The sequence below is a fragment of the Rhodobacter viridis genome (assembly GCF_003217355.1).
GTDB lineage: Bacteria > Pseudomonadota > Alphaproteobacteria > Rhodobacterales > Rhodobacteraceae > Rhodobacter > Rhodobacter viridis.
In genome coordinates this window covers 174905-191159 of the sequence record NZ_QJTK01000002.1, presented here as the reverse complement: position 1 = coordinate 191159, position 16255 = coordinate 174905, and the positions used below count along the sequence as shown (strand labels likewise).

The window sequence follows — 16255 nt, the reverse complement described above, 5'->3', positions numbered from 1 at the left end:
GATCAGATCATTTCTTCAGGTGTTCGGCGAAGGTGTCGAACACCTGCTCATAGACCGCGCGCTTGAACGGCACGATCTTTTCCACCAGTTCGGCCGGTTCCATCCAACGCCAGACCGAAAATTCCGGGTGTTCGGTCGCGATATTCACATCGCTGTCCTGGCCGAGAAAGCGGAACAGGAACCATTTCTGCTTCTGGCCGCGATATTTGCCACCCCAGATGTTGCCGATCAGATCCTCGGGCAGGTCATAGATCAGCCAATCCTCGGTCTTGGCGATCTTCTCGACCAGATCCGCGCGAACCCCGGTTTCTTCCTCCAATTCGCGCAGCGCGGCTTCCTTCGGCCGCTCGCCATCGTCGATGCCCCCTTGCGGCATCTGCCAGGCGTTGCCCGGATTGTCGATGCGCTGACCGGCAAAGATCAGGCCTTCGGCATTGATCAGCACAAGGCCGACATTCTTGCGATAGGGCAGCGCGGCAAGCTCTTCGGGGGTCATCTTGTCCTCATGAAGCAAGGGGGCCTTTCGGCCCCCCGTCTTGTTACGGTTTTGCGGGTTTGGCCGCGGTTCTCGGATCGTCCACCGGCACCAGCGTCTGACCGGCAACGGCCAGCCCCTTGATGATGTCGATGGCATAGGCCAACTGGAAGTCCTCGAGCCGCAGTTTCGCGGCCTCCTCGGCCTTGCTGCGCTCTTCTTCGGCCTGCTTCTTCTCGTCCTCGGTCATCGAGTCGTTCGACAGCACGCCGCGCAGATCGGCTTCGGACCGGGTTTCCGGTGTGTCCTCGGTCGCCTTGTCGGCATCCGGCGCTTCGGGCGGCTGCGGCACGACGATATCGGGGGCAATCCCCAGCGCCTGAATCGACCGCCCCGAGGGCGTGTAGTAGCGCGAGGTGGTCAGCCGCATCGCGCCTTCGTTCTGCACCGGAATGACCGTCTGCACCGAGCCCTTGCCGAAGCTCTTCGTCCCCACCACGATGGCGCGGTGGTGATCCTGCAGCGCCCCGGTGACGATTTCCGAGGCCGAGGCGGAGCCACCGTTGATCAGCACCACGATTGGCTTGCCATTCACCAGATCGCCCGGTGTGGCATTGAACCGCTCGCTGTCCTCGGACTTGCGGCCGCGGGTCGAGACGATCTCGCCCTTGTCGAGGAACGCGTCCGAAACCGCGATCGCCTGCGTCAGCAGACCACCGGGGTTGTTGCGCAGATCGATCACGACACCATTCAGCTTGTCGATCCCGCCCGCCTCGTCGGCGACCTTCTTCAGGCTTTCTTGCAGGTTCGGGAAGGTCTGGTCGTTGAAGGTGGTGATGCGCAGAACGGCGGTATTCGCCTCGAGCCGTCCCTTCACCGCGGTCAGCTTGATCGTGTCGCGCGTCAGGGCCACGTCGAAAGGCTCGGTCTTGCCTTCGCGAACGATCTTCAGCGTCACTTCGCTGCCGACCGGGCCGCGCATCTTGTCGACGGCGTCATCCAGCGTCAGCCCCATCAGGCTTTCGCCGTTCACATGGGTGATGAAATCGCCCGACTGAATGCCGGCGGCTGCGGCGGGCGTCCCGTCCATCGGCGACACGACCTTGACCGCGCCGTTTTCCATCGTCACTTCGATGCCCAGACCGCCGAAGGAGCCGCGCGTCTGCACCTTCATGTCGTCGTATTCATCGGCGGGCATGTAGCTCGAATGCGGATCAAGCGAGGACAGCATCCCGTTGATCGCGGCTTCGATCAGCTTCTTGTCATCCACCTGCTCGACGTAGTCGCTGCGGATGCGCTTGAACACATCGCCAAACAGGTCCAGCTCCTGATAGACCGAGGCCGGTTTCGACGTCTCTTCCGCCAGCAGCGGCGCCACCTGCACCGAGAGCAATGTCCCGGCGATCGTTCCGCCCAGTGCGGCAATGACGAATTTCTTCATTTTCAGCCCTTGTTCTGGTCTTTCGTCGGGGTGAACCACGGCGCGGGGTCCACGGGCTTCTTGCCCTTCCTCAACTCGATATAAAGCGTTTCCGAGCGCGTGGCGCCACTCCCCATCTGCGCGTTCTTCAGGAAATCCTCGCCGAATTCCTGTGCTCCGGGTTCGCGCCCGCCCATCAGCCCGACCGGAGCCCCCGCCGCAAGCACGTCTCCGGTCTCACCATAGACGCTGCCCAGCCCCGCCAGAACCAGAAGATAGCCTTCCGCGGGTTCAAGGATCATCACATTTCCGTAGTCGAGAAGCGGGCCGCGATAGCGGATCGTGGCGGGCCAGGGCGTCGTCACCAGCGCTGCGGGCGCGGTGGCCACCACCAGCCCCGGACGACGGATCCCCGCCGCATCGGCCTCGTTGAATTTGCGCAGCACCGTGCCAAGAACCGGCATCGGCAGATCGCCCTTGGCTTCGGTGAAATCGGCCAGCGGCGGGCCGATATCGCCTTCCAGATCGGCCAGACCCGAGGCGAACCCCTCCAGCGTATCGACACTTTCGACCAGCTCGCGCAGCTCTTCGGGTTCTTCCATGTAGCGCTTGGGCAGTTTCGAGCGATCCGCCATCGCCTTCGACAGCGCCGTGCGGGCCGCCTGCACCGAGCTCAACCCGGTTTCGAGCACCTTTTCGGCATTGCCCTGCACGCTGCGAAGCTCCTGGATCTCGACCAGATCGGTGCGCATCTTTTCCGCCTCGGCCTGAAGCGCGGGCGTCACGGCGCCGAGCATCATGCCCGAGCGCGCGGTGCCCAAGGGCCCGGAGGGATGCAGCAGCAAAAGCGGCCCTTCGGTGCTGCTCATCGTGCTCATCACGCCCAGAAGCCGGCCGATGTCTTCGCGCTTCGCCTCGAATTTTGCGCGGATCTCGGCTTCGCGGACCGAGGCCCGACGCAGCCCGTCGCGCAGCGCGCCAAGGCCCTTTTCATAGGCGGAAATCGTCTGCGTCAGCGCCGCCACCCGGTCGGCCTTGGTCTGTGCGGCATCCAGCGCCTCGATCGAGGCGCGCAGATCCTCGGCGGCCTTTTGCGCCACGTCACCAGCGGGGCTGGCCAAGGCCGCCCCCGCCGAAAACAGGAAGGCAACGACCGCCTTGCGGATCATGTCTCGATCAACGTCTTGCCGGTCATTTCCGGCGGCACGGGCAACTTCATCAGGTCAAGCAACGTCGGCGCCAGATCGGACAGCCGCCCCGGATGCAACCGCGCGCCCGCGGGGCCGCCGACCAGCGCCACCGGCACGAGGTTCGTCGTATGCGCCGTGTGCGGCCCGCCCGTCACCGGGTCGATCATCGTTTCGCAGTTGCCGTGATCGGCGGTGATGATCATCGCCCCCCCGGCCTTTTCGAGCGCGGCCAGAACCCGGCCCAGATCGCGGTCGATCTCCTCGCAGGCGGCAATCGCCGCCGGAAGGCTGCCGGTATGGCCGACCATGTCCGGGTTGGCATAGTTGACGATGATCAGATCATAGCCCTTTTCGATCGCCTCGACGAATTTGTCGGTGACCTCGGGGGCCGACATTTCGGGTTGCAGATCATAGGTCGCCACTTTCGGCGATTTCGGCATGTAGCGATCTTCGCCCGCCCAGGGCGCTTCCTTGCCGCCGTTCAGGAAGAAGGTCACATGCGGGTATTTCTCGGTTTCCGCCAGATGGAACTGTGTAAGACCTTGTTTCGAAACCCATTCGCCCAAAGTATTGACGATATCGCGTTTGGGATAGGCCGCCGTCATGTAAGCGTTATGCGTGACGGAATATTCGACCATGCCGAGCATCGCCGACCAGGTCGGCCGCGCCGAGACGTCGAATTCCGCAAAGCCCGGCTCGCCGAGCGTGCGCAGGATTTCCCGCGCCCGGTCGGCCCGGAAGTTCAGGCAGAAGAAGCCGTCGTGATCTGCCGTGCCCGCATAGCCTGCGATCACGGTCGGCTTGATGAACTCGTCCATCTCGCCCTTGGCATAGCTCTGCGCCACGGCTTCGGCCGGAGTGGCCGCGCTGAACCCCTGCCCTTTCACGATCGCATCAAAGGCGGTGCCGACGCGTTCCCAGCGGTTGTCGCGGTCCATCGCCCAGTAACGACCGATCACCGTGGCAACGGTGCAACCCGCGGGCAGGCGTTTGCACAGATCGTCAACGAACCGGGCCGAGGAATCCGGGGCCACGTCGCGCCCATCGGTGATCGCATGCAGCACCACCGGAACCCCTGCCCCGGCAATCATCTTGCAGGCCGCCAGAACGTGTTCGATGTGGCCATGCACGCCGCCATCGGACACCACGCCCATCAGATGCGCGCGGCCCCCCGCGGTCTTCACTTTTTCAATGAATTCAAGGATCGGCGCGTTCTGGAAGAAGCTGCCATCCTCGATCGCCAGATCGATCTGCCCCAGATCCATCGCCACGACGCGCCCGGCGCCGATGTTGGTGTGCCCGACCTCCGAATTGCCCATCTGCCCGGTCGGCAGCCCGACATCATTGCCATGGGTGATCAGCGTCGCTTTCGGACAGGTCGCAAAGACCCGGTCGAGGTTCGGCGTATGGGCCAGTTTCGGCGCGTTGCCCTCGGTTTCGGCGCGCTCGCCCCAGCCATCGAGAATGCACAGAACAACGGGTTTCGGACGGGTCATGAGCGCCTCCTGACGAATTTGCCCCTTCCTACGCTGCCCGTGCTGAAACGGCAAGTTCGGCGGGCTCAGAGGCGGTGATAGGGCGTGCCCGCCAGAATCTGCCCGGCGCGGTAGAGCTGTTCGGCCAGCATCACCCGCACCAGCATATGCGGCCAGACCATCTTGCCGAAACTGAGCGACCAGTCGGCCTTGGCGCGCAGCGCCGGGGCGATGCCATCCGCCCCGCCGATGACAAAGGTCACATCGTGCGAGGCATCCCGCCAGCCGCCCAACCGCGCAGCAAAATCGGGCGAGGAGACCACATCCCCCCGCTCGTCCATCGTGATCAGCACCGATCCGGCAGGAACCGCGCGCTCCAGAAGCGCCGCCTCGGCCTCCATGCCCAGATTGCGCTTGTCCTCGACCTCAAGAAGTGTCGCCGGACCAAGACCGAAAGACCGCCCGGCCTTGCCGAAGCGGTCCAGATAATCATTGATCAGATCCAGCTCGGGGCCCTTGCGCAGCTTGCCCACCGCGCAGATGGTCACCTTCATGCGCCGCCCCTTTCAGCTGCCGATCAGACCTTGGCGCCGGTCGGCATCCACATCTTTTCGAGCTGATAGAACTCGCGCACTTCCGGGCGGAAGACATGCACGATCACATCGGTGGCGTCGATCAGAACCCAGTCGCCCTGATCCTTGCCCTCGATCTTGCAGGTGCGGCCGAAGGCTTCCTTCAGACGCTCGGTCAGCTTTTCGGCGATGGCGCCGACCTGACGCGACGACCGGCCCGAGCAGATCACCATGTGATCGGCAATCGAGGACCGACCCCGCAGGTCGATCGAAACGATGTCCTCGGCCTTGTCGTCGTCAAGGGAAGAAAGCACGAGCGCCAGCACCTGATCGCTCGTTTCGGCATCCGTGACGTTCATGGTCATGGCTGCCACCGGTGCACCCGAAGCGACGGGCGCGGCATTGAGATGAGACAGGACATTGTCCTCCGAAACTCCACACGCCACTAACCCCGGGCGCCAGGTCGAAGCCCAAACTAACATTGCGGGCGCGAAATCTCAACCGATGGGCGACAGAATTGGTGTAGCCGTGGCAAAGGGCGGCGGAGGGTGGCCAAATTCCTTGCGTCAAGGGTGCCCTTGGCCTATATCCGGCCCATGATCCGCATCTTCGACATGGACGATCGTGCCCGGCTTCGGGAACGCTTCTACGGCGAAAGCCGTTCCATCCTCGCCCGACTTTGACGTTGGCGCGGGGGCCTCGCCCCTGTCTGTCCGGCCGTTTCGGCCAAGATCTTCCTCAGCTATCCAAAGAGAGAGCCATGTCCGCTCCGAAGACCCTTTATGACAAGATCTGGGATGCCCATGTCGTCAGTGAAGACGCCGATGGCACCTGCCTGCTCTACATCGACCGCCATCTGGTCCATGAAGTGACCAGCCCTCAGGCCTTCGAAGGCCTGCGCATGACGGGTCGCAAGGTCCGTTGCCCGGAAAAGACCATCGCTGTGCCGGATCACAACGTCCCCACCACCGAGGGCCGTGACAAGCACATCGAAAACGAGGAAAGCCGGATTCAGGTCGAGGCGCTGGATAAAAACGCCCGCGATTTCGGCATCCATTACTATCCGGTGACGGACATCCGTCAGGGCATCGTGCATATCGTCGGCCCGGAACAGGGTTGGACGCTGCCGGGCATGACCGTCGTCTGCGGCGACAGCCACACCGCGACGCATGGCGCCTTTGGCGCACTGGCGCATGGCATCGGCACCTCCGAGGTGGAACATGTTCTGGCGACGCAGACGCTGATCCAGAAGAAATCGAAGAACATGAAGGTGGAAATCACCGGCAAGCTGAAGCCGGGTGTGACCGCCAAGGACATCACCCTCGCCGTGATCGGCCTCACCGGCACTGCGGGCGGCACCGGCCATGTGATCGAATATTGCGGCGAAGCGATCCGCTCGCTGTCGATGGAAGGCCGCATGACCGTCTGCAACATGGCGATCGAGGGCGGCGCCCGTGCGGGCCTCATCGCGCCGGATGAAACCACCTTCAACTATGTGCGCGGTCGTGCCCATGCGCCGAAAGGCGCGCAGTTCGAAGCCGCGCTGAGCTGGTGGAAGACCCTCTTCACCGACGAAGGCGCCGTCTTCGACAAGGTCGTGACCATTCGTGGCGAAGATATCGAGCCGGTCGTCACCTGGGGCACCTCGCCCGAGGACGTGCTGCCGATCTCGGCCGTGGTTCCCGCGCCGGAAGATTTCACCGGCGGCAAAGTCGAAGCCGTGCGTCGTTCGCTCGACTACATGGGTCTGACCCCGGGTCAGAAACTGACCGACATCGCCATCGACACGGTGTTCATCGGCTCCTGCACCAACGGCCGTATCGAAGACCTGCGCGCCGCGGCGAAGATCGTCGAAGGCAAGAAGATCAAGCCGGGGATGCGGGCGATGGTGGTTCCGGGTTCGGGCCTCGTGCGGCATCAGGCGGAAGAAGAGGGCATCGCGCAGATCTTCATCGACGCCGGGTTTGAGTGGCGTCTGGCCGGCTGCTCGATGTGTCTGGCGATGAACCCCGACCAACTCGGCGAATACGAGCGCTGCGCCTCGACCTCGAACCGCAACTTCGAGGGCCGTCAGGGCTACAAGGGCCGGACCCACCTCGTCAGCCCGGAAATGGCCGCCGCTGCGGCGCTCACCGGTCACCTGACCGATGTGCGTGAAATGATCTGAGAGGGCAAAGCGATGAAAAAGTTCGAAAAATTCACCGGCATCGCCGCCCCCATGCCGCTCGTCAACATCGACACGGACATGATCATCCCGAAAGGGTTCCTGAAGACGATCAAGCGCACCGGTCTGGGCGTGCATGCCTTCGACGAGATGCGCTATGACCGTCAGGGCAACGAGATCCCCGATTTCGTGCTGAACAAGCCGCAATACCGAAAGACCGAGATCCTGATCGCGGGCGACAACTTCGGCTGCGGCTCGTCGCGCGAGCATGCCCCCTGGGCGCTCGCGGATTTCGGCATCAAGGTGATCGTCTCGACCTCGTTCGCGGATATCTTCTTCAACAACTCGTTCAAGAACGGGATGCTGCCGATCGTGCTGCCCGCCGAACAGGTCGAGCTGCTGATGAAGGACGCCGAGCGCGGCGAGAATGCCCGGATGACGGTGGATCTCGAAGCGCAGGAGATCACCACCTCGGATGGTCAGGTGATCACGTTCGAAGTGGACGCCTTCAAGAAGCACTGCCTTCTCAACGGTCTCGACGATATCGGGCTGACGCTGGAAAAGGCCTCCGCGATCGACAGCTTCGAGTCGCAATCGGCGCAGGCGCGTCCCTGGGTCTGAGGCCTTTTGTGGGTCCAACCCATTGACGCACAAGATGAAGGGCCGCCCGCTGGGCGGCCTTATTTTTGCGCCGAAATTGATGCAATCGCGCACCAGTTTTTCCCACAAAACGGCTGATTACTGATCGAGACGTTAAGCATCCGTTGCCACCCACGGTGAAACAGGGCAATTTCATGGCAAGAATGAGGCAGTTCGCCACAATTGGCGGAAACGACTGGCACGAACCCGGCAGAGTATCGGGATCGGCAAAGGTAAAGGGCAGTACCGTGGTGGCACGTTATCTGGGCGCTTTGGTGCGGGCGATTTTGGTCATTGCGGCCATCGCCATGCCGTCGCTCATCCTTCCTTCCTTCAGCGATGACACCGGCCAGATCGTGGCGCTGGTGGGCATCTTCGCGGCAGCGCTGACGTTTTTCGAATATGCCTCGGTGTATCCGGGCCTGATCGAGTTTCGCGATGCGCCGCCCTTCAACCGCATCCGCTACGCCTCGCTTGTGGCGACGGTGGGGATGCTGTCGATGGTGGTTCTGGCGCGGACGAACCCTTCGACGCTGACACTCTTCGTCGATGTGCTCGGCTCGGCCATGGCGCGCTCGATCGATCTGCCCTATTCGCCGGTGCGGCTTCTGGTTCTGATGCTGCCCGCGAACGCCTCGAGCGAGCAGGTCGAGATCGTCCGCACCGCGGGCGGCATCGCCTACATGACCTCGCTGATCACGCTTGGGTATTTCGTCGTGGTGATCCGTGCGCTTGGCTGGCCGACCTCGGGGCAAAGCTTCAACGTCTGGGTCAACCTGCCGACCTTTGACCCGACCGCGGGCGGCGATGTGGTCGAGCGTCTGCGCCGCGACGCCTGGTTCAATATTGCGCTGGGCTTCCTTTTGCCCTTCCTTATTCCGGCGGTGATCAAGGCGATTTCCTCGGGCTTCTCGCCGGTCTCGCTCGAATCGCCGCATACGATGATCTGGACGGTGACAGCATGGGCCTTTCTTCCGGCCAGCCTGTTCATGCGCGGCATCGCGATGGGCCGGGTGGCGAACATGATCGAGGAAAAACGCCGCGCTTCGGGGCTGGCAGAGTTTCAGCTGGTCTGATCGCGCTTTTCCTTGGCGCTCCGGCCGCAGCCGACACGCTGCGGCTGGCGACATTTTCCCCCGCGCTCTCCCGCCCCGGTCCCGGTCTGCTTCTGGCCGCGCTGCAAAAGGGCGATGATCCGCAGATCAGCGCCGTCGTCGATCTGATCGTTGCAACGAAGCCCGATGTTCTGCTTCTGACCGATTTCGACTGGGATTACCGGGCCGAGGCGCTGGGCGCGCTGCAGGCGCAACTGGCAGGGCAGGGGTGTGATTACCCCTTCGCCTTCGCGCCGCAGCCGAATACCGGGGTCGAGACCGGCTTCGACATCGATGGCAACGGACGACTGGCCGAACCCCGCGATGCGCAGGGCTATGGGCAATTCACCGGCCAGCATGGCATGGCCTTGCTCTCGAAACGGCCGATGCGCGCCGATCAGGCGCGGGATTTCTCCACCTTTCTCTGGCGCGATCTGCCCGGATCGCAACTGCCGCAGGCGCAGCTGCCCGAGGGCGCAGCGCAGGTGCAGCGTCTTGCCACGACGGCGGTCTGGGACGTGCCGGTGCAAGCCGGGGCAGGGGGGCTGCATCTGTGGGCCTATGCGGCGACGACCCCGGTTTTCGACGGGCCGGAAGATCGCAACGGCCGCCGCAATGCGGACGAGACCGGCTTCTGGTTGCGCTACCTGAACGGCGATCTGCCGCAACAGCCGACTGCGCCTTTCGCGATCCTTGGCCTTGCCAATCTTGACCCAGACCGCGGCGAGGGGCGGCGTGAGGCGATGCGAAAGCTTCTTGACGATCCGCGGCTGCAGGACCCGAAACCGACCGCCCCGGATGCGCCCTCAAGCCACCCGCTTGCGACCGCCGATTTCGGTGGCGCCATCGGCCCGCTGCGGCTTGATTACATCCTGCCCGCCGCCGGGCTGAGGGTTCTGGGCGCGGGTACGGCGGGCAATCCGCAGGCGAGCAAACACCGTCTTGTGTGGGTCGATCTGGCGCTGCCCTGAGAGCCGCGCTTGACCCCGCCCCGGCCCTCGGCTAGGCCGCTTGCAACCCTTGTTCCGTTGGAGAAAACGATGGCCAACCCTTCCATTCTCATCCTTGCCGGTGACGGCATCGGCCCCGAAGTCATGGCCGAAGTGAAGAAGATCATTTCGTGGTATGGCGACAAGCGCGGGCTGAGCTTCGACGTCAGCGAAGATCTGGTCGGTGGCGCCGCCTATGACGTCCATGGCGTGCCGCTGGCCGATGCGACGATGGCGAAGGCGCAGGAAGTCGATGCCGTGCTTCTGGGCGCCGTCGGCGGGCCGAAATACGACGTGCTCGACTTCTCGGTGAAGCCGGAGCGTGGCCTCTTGCGTCTGCGCAAGGAAATGGACCTTTACGCCAACCTGCGCCCCGCCCAGTGCTTCGACGCGCTGGCCGATTTCTCCTCGCTGAAAAAGGATGTCGTCGCCGGTCTGGATATCATGATCGTGCGCGAGCTGACCTCGGGCGTCTATTTCGGCACGCCGCGCGGCATCACCACGCAGCCCGATGGCTCGCGCGTCGGCATCAACACCCAAGTCTACACGACCGAGGAAATCCGCCGCGTCGCGCGCTCGGCCTTCGAGCTGGCCCGCCGTCGCAACAACAAGGTCTGCTCGATGGAGAAGGCCAACGTGATGGAATCGGGCATCCTGTGGCGCGAAGAAGTGCAATGGGTGCATGACAACGAATACCCGGATGTCGAACTGAGCCACATGTATGCCGACAACGGCGCCATGCAGCTGGTGCGCCGGCCGAAGCAGTTCGACGTGATCGTGACCGACAACCTGTTTGGCGACGTGCTCTCGGACTGCGCCGCGATGCTGACCGGCTCGCTCGGCATGCTGCCCTCGGCCAGCCTTGGCGCGCCGATGGCGAATGGCCGTCCGAAGGCGATGTACGAGCCCGTGCACGGCTCGGCGCCCGATATCGCGGGGCAGGGCAAGGCGAACCCGATCGCCTGCATCCTCTCGTTTGCGATGGCGCTGCGCTACAGCTTCGATCAGGGCGCCGAGGCGAGCCGTCTGGAAAAGGCGATCGAGAAAGTGCTGGCCGATGGCGTCCGCACCGCCGATCTGATGGGCCCCGAAGGCGGCAAGCCGGTCTCGACCACCGAGATGGGCGACAAGATCATCGACGCGCTGAACGCCAGCCTCTGATCGCTTGCGCTGATGACAAGACGGCGCGGGGTAACCACCTCGCGCCGTTTTTATTGGCGCCGCTTGCATCCGCGACATATCGGCGCGATTGTCAGCGGTAACGGAGGGCAATCATGCATTTGGGAAAGCAGAACGCGAAAGGGGCCGGTCTGGGGCTTCTGTCGATGGCGATCTATGCGACGCATGACGCGGTGGTGAAGCAGCTCGGCTACACCTATTCCGCGGTGCAGATCATCTTCTTTGCCGCGCTGCTCAGCTTTCCCTTGCTCACGGTGATCCTGCTGCGCGATCCGCGCGCGGGCAGTCTGCGCCCGGTGCGGCCGTTCTGGGTGATCCTGCGGGCGGTGGCCACCGTCGCCACCTCGGTCAGCGCCTTTTACGCCTTCGCGCATCTGCCGCTGGCGCAGGTCTATCCGTTGCTTTTCGCGATGCCGCTGCTGCTGACGATCATGGCGATTCCGATCCTGGGCGAGCGCGTCGGCTGGCACCGCTGGGCCGCCGTCATCGTCGGGCTGATCGGCGTCATCATCGTCGTGCGGCCGGGGCAGGCGGATCTTGGCCTCGGGCATTTGGCCGCAGCCTTCGCGGCCTTCTGCGGCGCGCTCGCTTCGGTGATCGTGCGCAAGATCGGCAACGAGGAGCGCTCGGTCGTGCTGCTGCTGTCGCCGCTTCTGGGCAACTTCATCGCCATGGGGGCGGCGCTGCCCTTCGTCTGGGTGCCGCTGCAACTGCATGATCTCGGCCTGATGTCGGTGGTGGCACTGTTCGGGCTGGTGGCGGCCTTCCTCAGCATCCTTGCCTATCGCATCGGCGAGGCGGTGATCGTTGCCCCCATGCAATATTCGCAGATTCTCTGGGCGGTCTTCTTCGGCTGGGTGCTGTTTCACGAAAAGGTCGACACCCAGACGCTGGTGGGCGCGGGGGTGGTGATCGCCTCGGGGCTTTACATCGTCTGGCGCGAAAGCACCGCGGATGTGTCGCAAAACACCCCGGTTCTGCAGACCCGCGGCCGCACAGAAACCGTCACCACCCCCCGCGCTTCGATCCTGCAGCGCGCATTGAATTTGGGAACGCGCAGATAGCCGCACGAATCCCCCTTGCAAATACCTTCGGGGTTCGGTAACTCCCGCCCCACACGGTCGGAGCGTAGCGCAGCCTGGTAGCGCACCTGCTTCGGGAGCAGGGGGTCGGAGGTTCGAATCCTCTCGCTCCGACCATGTAGAACCCCCTGAAAATCAAAATGAATTGCCCCTCGGGGCGCCTTTGCGGCATTCGTTGGGAATTGACACCCGCCGGCCAAGCGCGCATCTTCGCGCTGCCTTGGTTCCGCGGCTGATCCCGCGGACGAAGAGGGAAGCCGGTGCAAGTCCGGCGCTGCCCCCGCAACTGTAAGCGGCGAGCCCAAAGCACTGCCACTGACGGCCCGGTGATCCGGGCATCGGGAAGGCGCTGCGGGCGTTCGAGCCGCAAGCCAGGAGACCTGCCAGGCCATCGACCATCCCGGGCGGCGGGCCCGGAGGCAGGGTGCTTCGGCTTGTCCGGGGCCTGTCCCCTTACCGCTTTCCGGCCCACTGCCAAGGACAGGGTATGGAGCCGAAAGACACGACCACCAACGAGGCCTTCAAGGGTTTCACCAATGCGAATTGCCCGTTTCTGCCCTGCCATCCGGGGGTGAAGCGGGCCTTCAACTGCCTGTTTTGCTATTGCCCGCTGATCGGCTACGAATGTCCCGGTCCCTATCAGACCTACACCGACCGCAACGGGCTGACGCGCAAGGATTGTTCCGCCTGCACCCTGCCGCATGACGGCTACGAGCCGTCGTGGAACTTCATCCAGAAATGGCTCGAATATCCGCAGCCCTGGTCGGGCAAGCCGCAGACCGACCCACCAACACCGCGCCCGAAACCCGGTCAGGCAGAGGGGCAGGGTCATCATGGCTGACGGCGGCTCTCCGTCCCGAATGCGCCCGCAGCGAATCCTGCGCTGCACCGCCTGCCACCATGGCAGCGCGGCCTGCTCCCCCGGCATCGATTTCCTTGCCCGTCTCGGCGCCGCCATCGCGCTTGCGCCGGTCGGCGCAGAGTTCGAACTCGTCGGCTCGGCCAGCCTGATCTGCAACGGGCAGGTCTGCCCGGCGGTCTGGCGGGCCACCGCCGATGCGACATGGCTTTGGGGCGATGTCGCCCCCGATGTACCGATCGCCGCGTTGCTGGACACGGGCGAAGGCGATTGCGTCATCGCCGCGGCCGAGATCATGACCGGCGCGGTGGTGGTGCAGTGAGGCCGGGGTCACCCGGCTTCGGTCAGCGAACCGCCGTGATGATCATGCGCGCATAGACCGTGATCGCCCAGCACCTCGATCACCCGACAGGTGGAGACCGTACCCTGCGCGCAGGCGCCGATCATCCGCGTCAACTCGTCCTCGAGCGCCCGCAGCCGCGCGATTCGCGACTGCACGGCGGTCAGCTGCGCCCGCGCCAGCGCATCCACCCCGGCGCAGGACTGCTCGGGATGATCCGACAGCGACAGCAGATCGCGGATCGCCTCAAGCGGAAAGCCAAGGTCGCGGGCATGGCGGATGAAGGCCAGCCGCCGCTTGGCCGCCGCGCCGTAAAGCCGTTGATTGGCGGCGCTGCGCTCAGGCTCGGGCATCAGGCCGATCTCTTCGTAATACCGGATCGTTGGCACCTTGACCCCGGTCGCCTCGGACAGCTTTCCGATCGTCAGCATGAAAACCCCCTTGCCCCTCTAGTGACTGGAGAGATTAGGCAGGAAGCTGGGCCCCGGCAAGTGACCGGGCGATGAAGCGGCAAGAGGGTGAGATGACAGCGCATTCCCGGAGCGAATCGGTCGAGTGGCAGGTCGGCGGCATGGATTGTGCCGCCTGCGCGGGCAAGGTCCGCACGGCGGTGGAACGCCTGCCGGGCGTCGAGGCGGTGGAGATCGCGCTGATCTCGGAACGGCTCACGGCGCGGCTCAGCCCCGAGGGCGCCGGTGCCGCGGACATCGAGCAGGCGGTCAGGCGCCTTGGCTTCACCATCAGTCGCACGGCGAAAAAGGCGCCGCCGCGTTTCGTGATGCCGGGCGAGTCGAGCTGTGGTTGCGGCAGTTGCGGCTGCGGTGGGGCCGCGACCTCGGAGCCCGAAGCTGAACTGCAGGAAACCGCCGTCGAACCGACCGCAACGCCGCGCTGGTATCAGCTGCCGAAGGGGCGACTGGTGCTCGCCTCCGGCGCGGCGCTTGCGCTCGGCTGGGCCGTGTCGACCCTGCTGCCGGGTCTTGAACGTCCGGCCTTTTCGCTGGCCTGTCTGGTCGGGCTGATCCCGATCGCCCGCAAGGCCTGTGCGCTGTTGCGCAGTGGTCAGCCCTTCACCATCGAGATGCTGATGACCGTCGCGGCCGTCGGGGCGCTGGTGATCGGCGCCGCGGCCGAAGCGGCGATGGTGGTCTTTCTGTTTGCCGTCGGCGAGGTGCTGGAAGGCGTCGCCGCCAACCGCGCCCGCGACGGCATCCGCGCCCTGACCCGGCAGATGCCCGCGACGGCCCTGCTGGATCATGGCGGCCATACGCATGAGGTCGCGGCCTCCAGCCTGCGGCCGGGGCAGATCATCCGGCTGCGGCCGGGCGACCGGCTGGCTGTCGATGCCGAGATCGTCGATGGGGTATCGCGCCTTGATGAAAGCGCGGTGACCGGGGAAAGCCTGCCGGTGACGCGCGGGCCGGGGGCGAAGGTGCCCGCCGGGGCGATCAATGCCGAGGCGCTGCTCACCCTGCGCGTGACCCATTCCGCCGCCGACAGCACGCTGGCCCGGATCGCCCGGATGGTGGCCGAGGCCGAAGCCGCCCGCGCCCCGGTCGAGCGCTTCATCGAGCGTTTCAGCCGCTGGTATATGCCGCTGATCGTCGGCCTTGCGGCGCTGGTCGCGGTGCTGCCGCCGCTGCTTTCGGGCGGGTCCTGGGCCGACTGGACCTATCGCGCGCTTGCGCTGCTGCTGATCGGCTGCCCCTGCGCGCTGGTGATTTCCGTGCCCGCGGCGATGGCGGCTTCGCTGTCCTCGGGGGCGCGGCGCGGCCTTCTGATCAAGGGCGGCGCGGTGATCGAGGCGATGGCAGGGCTGCGCATGATCGCTTTCGACAAGACCGGCACTGTCACGCTGGGCCGTCCCGCCGTGACCGACCTGCTGCCCGCCGAGGGCATCGAGGCGACCGTTCTTCTGCAGCTTGCCGCCGGGGTCGAGGCGGGATCCTCGCACCCGCTCGCCCGCGCCATTCTGAGCGAGGCGAAGGGCAGGGGGATTGCCCCCGCCGCCGTCACCGCGGCCCGCGTCATTCCCGGGATCGGCGCCGAGGCGATGCAGGACGGGGCCGTGCTACGCCTCGCGGCACCGACAGGCGCAAGCGCCACCGTGGCCGCCTTGCAGGCGACGGGCAAGACGGTGGTCGAACTGACCCGTGATGGTCAGCCGCTGGGCCTCATCGCGCTCTCTGACACGCCGCGCCCGGAGGCGAAAACGGCGCTGGCAGAGCTTGACCGGCTTGGTCTTGGCAACCTGATGCTGACGGGTGACGCGCTGGCTCCGGCGCAGGCGGTGGCCGGGCCGCTGGGCCTTGCGGTGGAGGCCGGGCTGCTGCCCGAGGACAAGCTGGCCCGCATCCGCAATCTTGGCGCCAAGGGCGGGGTGATGATGGTGGGCGACGGCATCAACGATGCGCCTGCGCTGGGGGCGGCGGATGTCGGCGTCGCCATCGGCGCGGGAACCGATGTGGCGATCGAAACCGCCGATGCAGTTCTGCTGCACGATCGTCTGACCGATGTGCCCGCGCTGATCCGGCTCTCGCGGCAGACGATGCGCAACATCCGGCAGAATGTGGCGATCGCACTCGGGCTGAAGGGGGTCTTCCTTGTCACCTCGGTTCTCGGGCTGACCGGGCTCTGGCTCGCGGTCCTCGCCGACACCGGCGCCACCGTCCTCGTCACCGCCAATGCGCTGAGGCTTCTGCGCTTCGATCCGCTGACCGAGAGGTGATCTTTCGTCGCGAGATTAAATTGACAAAAACACTAAGCTACATGTAGGG

16 protein-coding genes, 1 tRNA gene and 1 riboswitch are annotated in these 16255 nt (G+C 64.9%); of the genes, 10 read left to right on the top strand and 7 right to left on the bottom strand.

The features are described from left to right. Positions 1-7 precede the first annotated feature (7 nt). The 6 genes from C8J30_RS04165 to rsfS form a co-directional block, all read right to left on the bottom strand. Positions 8-496, bottom strand: a complete 489-nt coding sequence (locus C8J30_RS04165) for an RNA pyrophosphohydrolase (protein WP_110804465.1) — start codon at positions 494-496, stop codon at positions 8-10. Positions 497-539: 43 nt separating this feature from the next. Further along, on the bottom strand, positions 540-1916 hold the full coding sequence (locus tag C8J30_RS04160) for a S41 family peptidase (protein ID WP_110804464.1): 1377 nt from the start codon (positions 1914-1916) through the stop codon (positions 540-542). A gap of 2 nt (positions 1917-1918) precedes the next feature. Continuing rightward, positions 1919-3064 carry a murein hydrolase activator EnvC family protein gene (locus tag C8J30_RS04155; RefSeq protein ID WP_110804463.1) on the bottom strand — a complete coding sequence of 382 codons (1146 nt, stop codon included), beginning with the start codon at positions 3062-3064 and terminating at the stop codon, positions 1919-1921. Beyond that, a complete protein-coding gene (gene gpmI, locus C8J30_RS04150; protein ID WP_110804462.1) occupies positions 3061-4581 on the bottom strand; it encodes a 2,3-bisphosphoglycerate-independent phosphoglycerate mutase in 1521 nt (506 codons plus the stop codon). The genes C8J30_RS04155 and gpmI overlap by 4 nt, the downstream gene beginning before the upstream one ends. Before the next feature lie 65 nt (positions 4582-4646). Beyond that, positions 4647-5114, bottom strand: coding sequence for a 23S rRNA (pseudouridine(1915)-N(3))-methyltransferase RlmH (rlmH, locus tag C8J30_RS04145; RefSeq protein ID WP_110804461.1), 468 nt, complete (start codon positions 5112-5114; stop codon positions 4647-4649). A gap of 23 nt (positions 5115-5137) precedes the next feature. Then, positions 5138-5614: a ribosome silencing factor gene (gene rsfS, locus C8J30_RS04140; protein ID WP_394341905.1), complete on the bottom strand. Its 477-nt coding sequence runs from the start codon at positions 5612-5614 to the stop codon at positions 5138-5140. Positions 5615-5892: 278 nt separating this feature from the next. Between rsfS and leuC the strand changes: the two genes are divergently transcribed. From leuC to C8J30_RS04090, 9 genes are all read left to right on the top strand, one after another. Beyond that, positions 5893-7299, top strand: a complete 1407-nt coding sequence (gene leuC / locus C8J30_RS04130) for a 3-isopropylmalate dehydratase large subunit (protein ID WP_110804459.1) — start codon at positions 5893-5895, stop codon at positions 7297-7299. A gap of 12 nt (positions 7300-7311) precedes the next feature. Then, entirely contained in the window at positions 7312-7917 is a 606-nt protein-coding gene (leuD, locus tag C8J30_RS04125; protein ID WP_110804458.1) for a 3-isopropylmalate dehydratase small subunit, read from the top strand. A gap of 266 nt (positions 7918-8183) precedes the next feature. Then, entirely contained in the window at positions 8184-9011 is an 828-nt protein-coding gene (locus tag C8J30_RS04120; protein ID WP_146227860.1) for a hypothetical protein, read from the top strand. Continuing rightward, on the top strand, positions 8897-10000 hold the full coding sequence (locus C8J30_RS04115; protein WP_110804457.1) for an endonuclease/exonuclease/phosphatase family protein: 1104 nt from the start codon (positions 8897-8899) through the stop codon (positions 9998-10000). The genes C8J30_RS04120 and C8J30_RS04115 overlap by 115 nt, the downstream gene beginning before the upstream one ends. Positions 10001-10069: 69 nt before the next feature. Beyond that, entirely contained in the window at positions 10070-11179 is a 1110-nt protein-coding gene (gene leuB, locus C8J30_RS04110) for a 3-isopropylmalate dehydrogenase (RefSeq protein WP_110804456.1), read from the top strand. 113 nt (positions 11180-11292) lie between these two features. Continuing rightward, on the top strand, positions 11293-12261 hold the full coding sequence (locus tag C8J30_RS04105; protein ID WP_110804455.1) for a DMT family transporter: 969 nt from the start codon (positions 11293-11295) through the stop codon (positions 12259-12261). Between the two features lie 58 nt (positions 12262-12319). Further along, positions 12320-12396: transfer RNA gene (locus C8J30_RS04100), tRNA-Pro, on the top strand. 87 nt (positions 12397-12483) lie between these two features. After that, a riboswitch (cobalamin riboswitch) is annotated at positions 12484-12681 on the top strand. An 85-nt stretch (positions 12682-12766) separates the two neighbouring features. Next, positions 12767-13120 carry a cysteine-rich small domain-containing protein gene (locus C8J30_RS04095; RefSeq protein ID WP_110804454.1) on the top strand — a complete coding sequence of 118 codons (354 nt, stop codon included), beginning with the start codon at positions 12767-12769 and terminating at the stop codon, positions 13118-13120. 19 nt (positions 13121-13139) lie between these two features. Further along, positions 13140-13460, top strand: coding sequence for a hypothetical protein (locus C8J30_RS04090; RefSeq protein ID WP_110804453.1), 321 nt, complete (start codon positions 13140-13142; stop codon positions 13458-13460). Between the two features lie 8 nt (positions 13461-13468). On the opposite strand, the gene C8J30_RS04085 is transcribed toward C8J30_RS04090, so the two are convergent. Then, positions 13469-13909 carry a MerR family transcriptional regulator gene (locus C8J30_RS04085; RefSeq protein ID WP_110804452.1) on the bottom strand — a complete coding sequence of 147 codons (441 nt, stop codon included), beginning with the start codon at positions 13907-13909 and terminating at the stop codon, positions 13469-13471. Between the two features lie 92 nt (positions 13910-14001). Between C8J30_RS04085 and C8J30_RS04080 the strand changes: the two genes are divergently transcribed. Beyond that, complete coding sequence (locus C8J30_RS04080) at positions 14002-16206, top strand: heavy metal translocating P-type ATPase (RefSeq protein ID WP_110804707.1); 2205 nt, start codon at positions 14002-14004, stop codon at positions 16204-16206. Positions 16207-16255 lie beyond the last annotated feature (49 nt).

Bases quoted from the DNA above. Each gene is read 5' to 3' on its own strand.
- rlmH (WP_110804461.1), bottom strand. From the start codon at position 5,114: ATGAAGGTGACCATCTGCGCGGTGGGCAAGCTGCGCAAGGGCCCCGAG.
- leuD (WP_110804458.1), top strand. From the start codon at position 7,312: ATGAAAAAGTTCGAAAAATTCACCGGCATCGCCGCCCCCATGCCGCTC.
- leuB (WP_110804456.1), top strand. From the start codon at position 10,070: ATGGCCAACCCTTCCATTCTCATCCTTGCCGGTGACGGCATCGGCCCC.
- C8J30_RS04165 (WP_110804465.1), bottom strand. From the start codon at position 496: ATGACCCCCGAAGAGCTTGCCGCGCTGCCCTATCGCAAGAATGTCGGC.
- C8J30_RS04160 (WP_110804464.1), bottom strand. From the start codon at position 1,916: ATGAAGAAATTCGTCATTGCCGCACTGGGCGGAACGATCGCCGGGACA.
- C8J30_RS04155 (WP_110804463.1), bottom strand. From the start codon at position 3,064: ATGATCCGCAAGGCGGTCGTTGCCTTCCTGTTTTCGGCGGGGGCGGCC.
- C8J30_RS04080 (WP_110804707.1), top strand. From the start codon at position 14,002: ATGACAGCGCATTCCCGGAGCGAATCGGTCGAGTGGCAGGTCGGCGGC.
- C8J30_RS04115 (WP_110804457.1), top strand. From the start codon at position 8,897: ATGGGCCTTTCTTCCGGCCAGCCTGTTCATGCGCGGCATCGCGATGGG.
- C8J30_RS04090 (WP_110804453.1), top strand. From the start codon at position 13,140: ATGCGCCCGCAGCGAATCCTGCGCTGCACCGCCTGCCACCATGGCAGC.
- C8J30_RS04105 (WP_110804455.1), top strand. From the start codon at position 11,293: ATGCATTTGGGAAAGCAGAACGCGAAAGGGGCCGGTCTGGGGCTTCTG.
- gpmI (WP_110804462.1), bottom strand. From the start codon at position 4,581: ATGACCCGTCCGAAACCCGTTGTTCTGTGCATTCTCGATGGCTGGGGC.
- leuC (WP_110804459.1), top strand. From the start codon at position 5,893: ATGTCCGCTCCGAAGACCCTTTATGACAAGATCTGGGATGCCCATGTC.
- rsfS (WP_394341905.1), bottom strand. From the start codon at position 5,614: ATGTTAGTTTGGGCTTCGACCTGGCGCCCGGGGTTAGTGGCGTGTGGA.
- C8J30_RS04095 (WP_110804454.1), top strand. From the start codon at position 12,767: ATGGAGCCGAAAGACACGACCACCAACGAGGCCTTCAAGGGTTTCACC.
- C8J30_RS04085 (WP_110804452.1), bottom strand. From the start codon at position 13,909: ATGCTGACGATCGGAAAGCTGTCCGAGGCGACCGGGGTCAAGGTGCCA.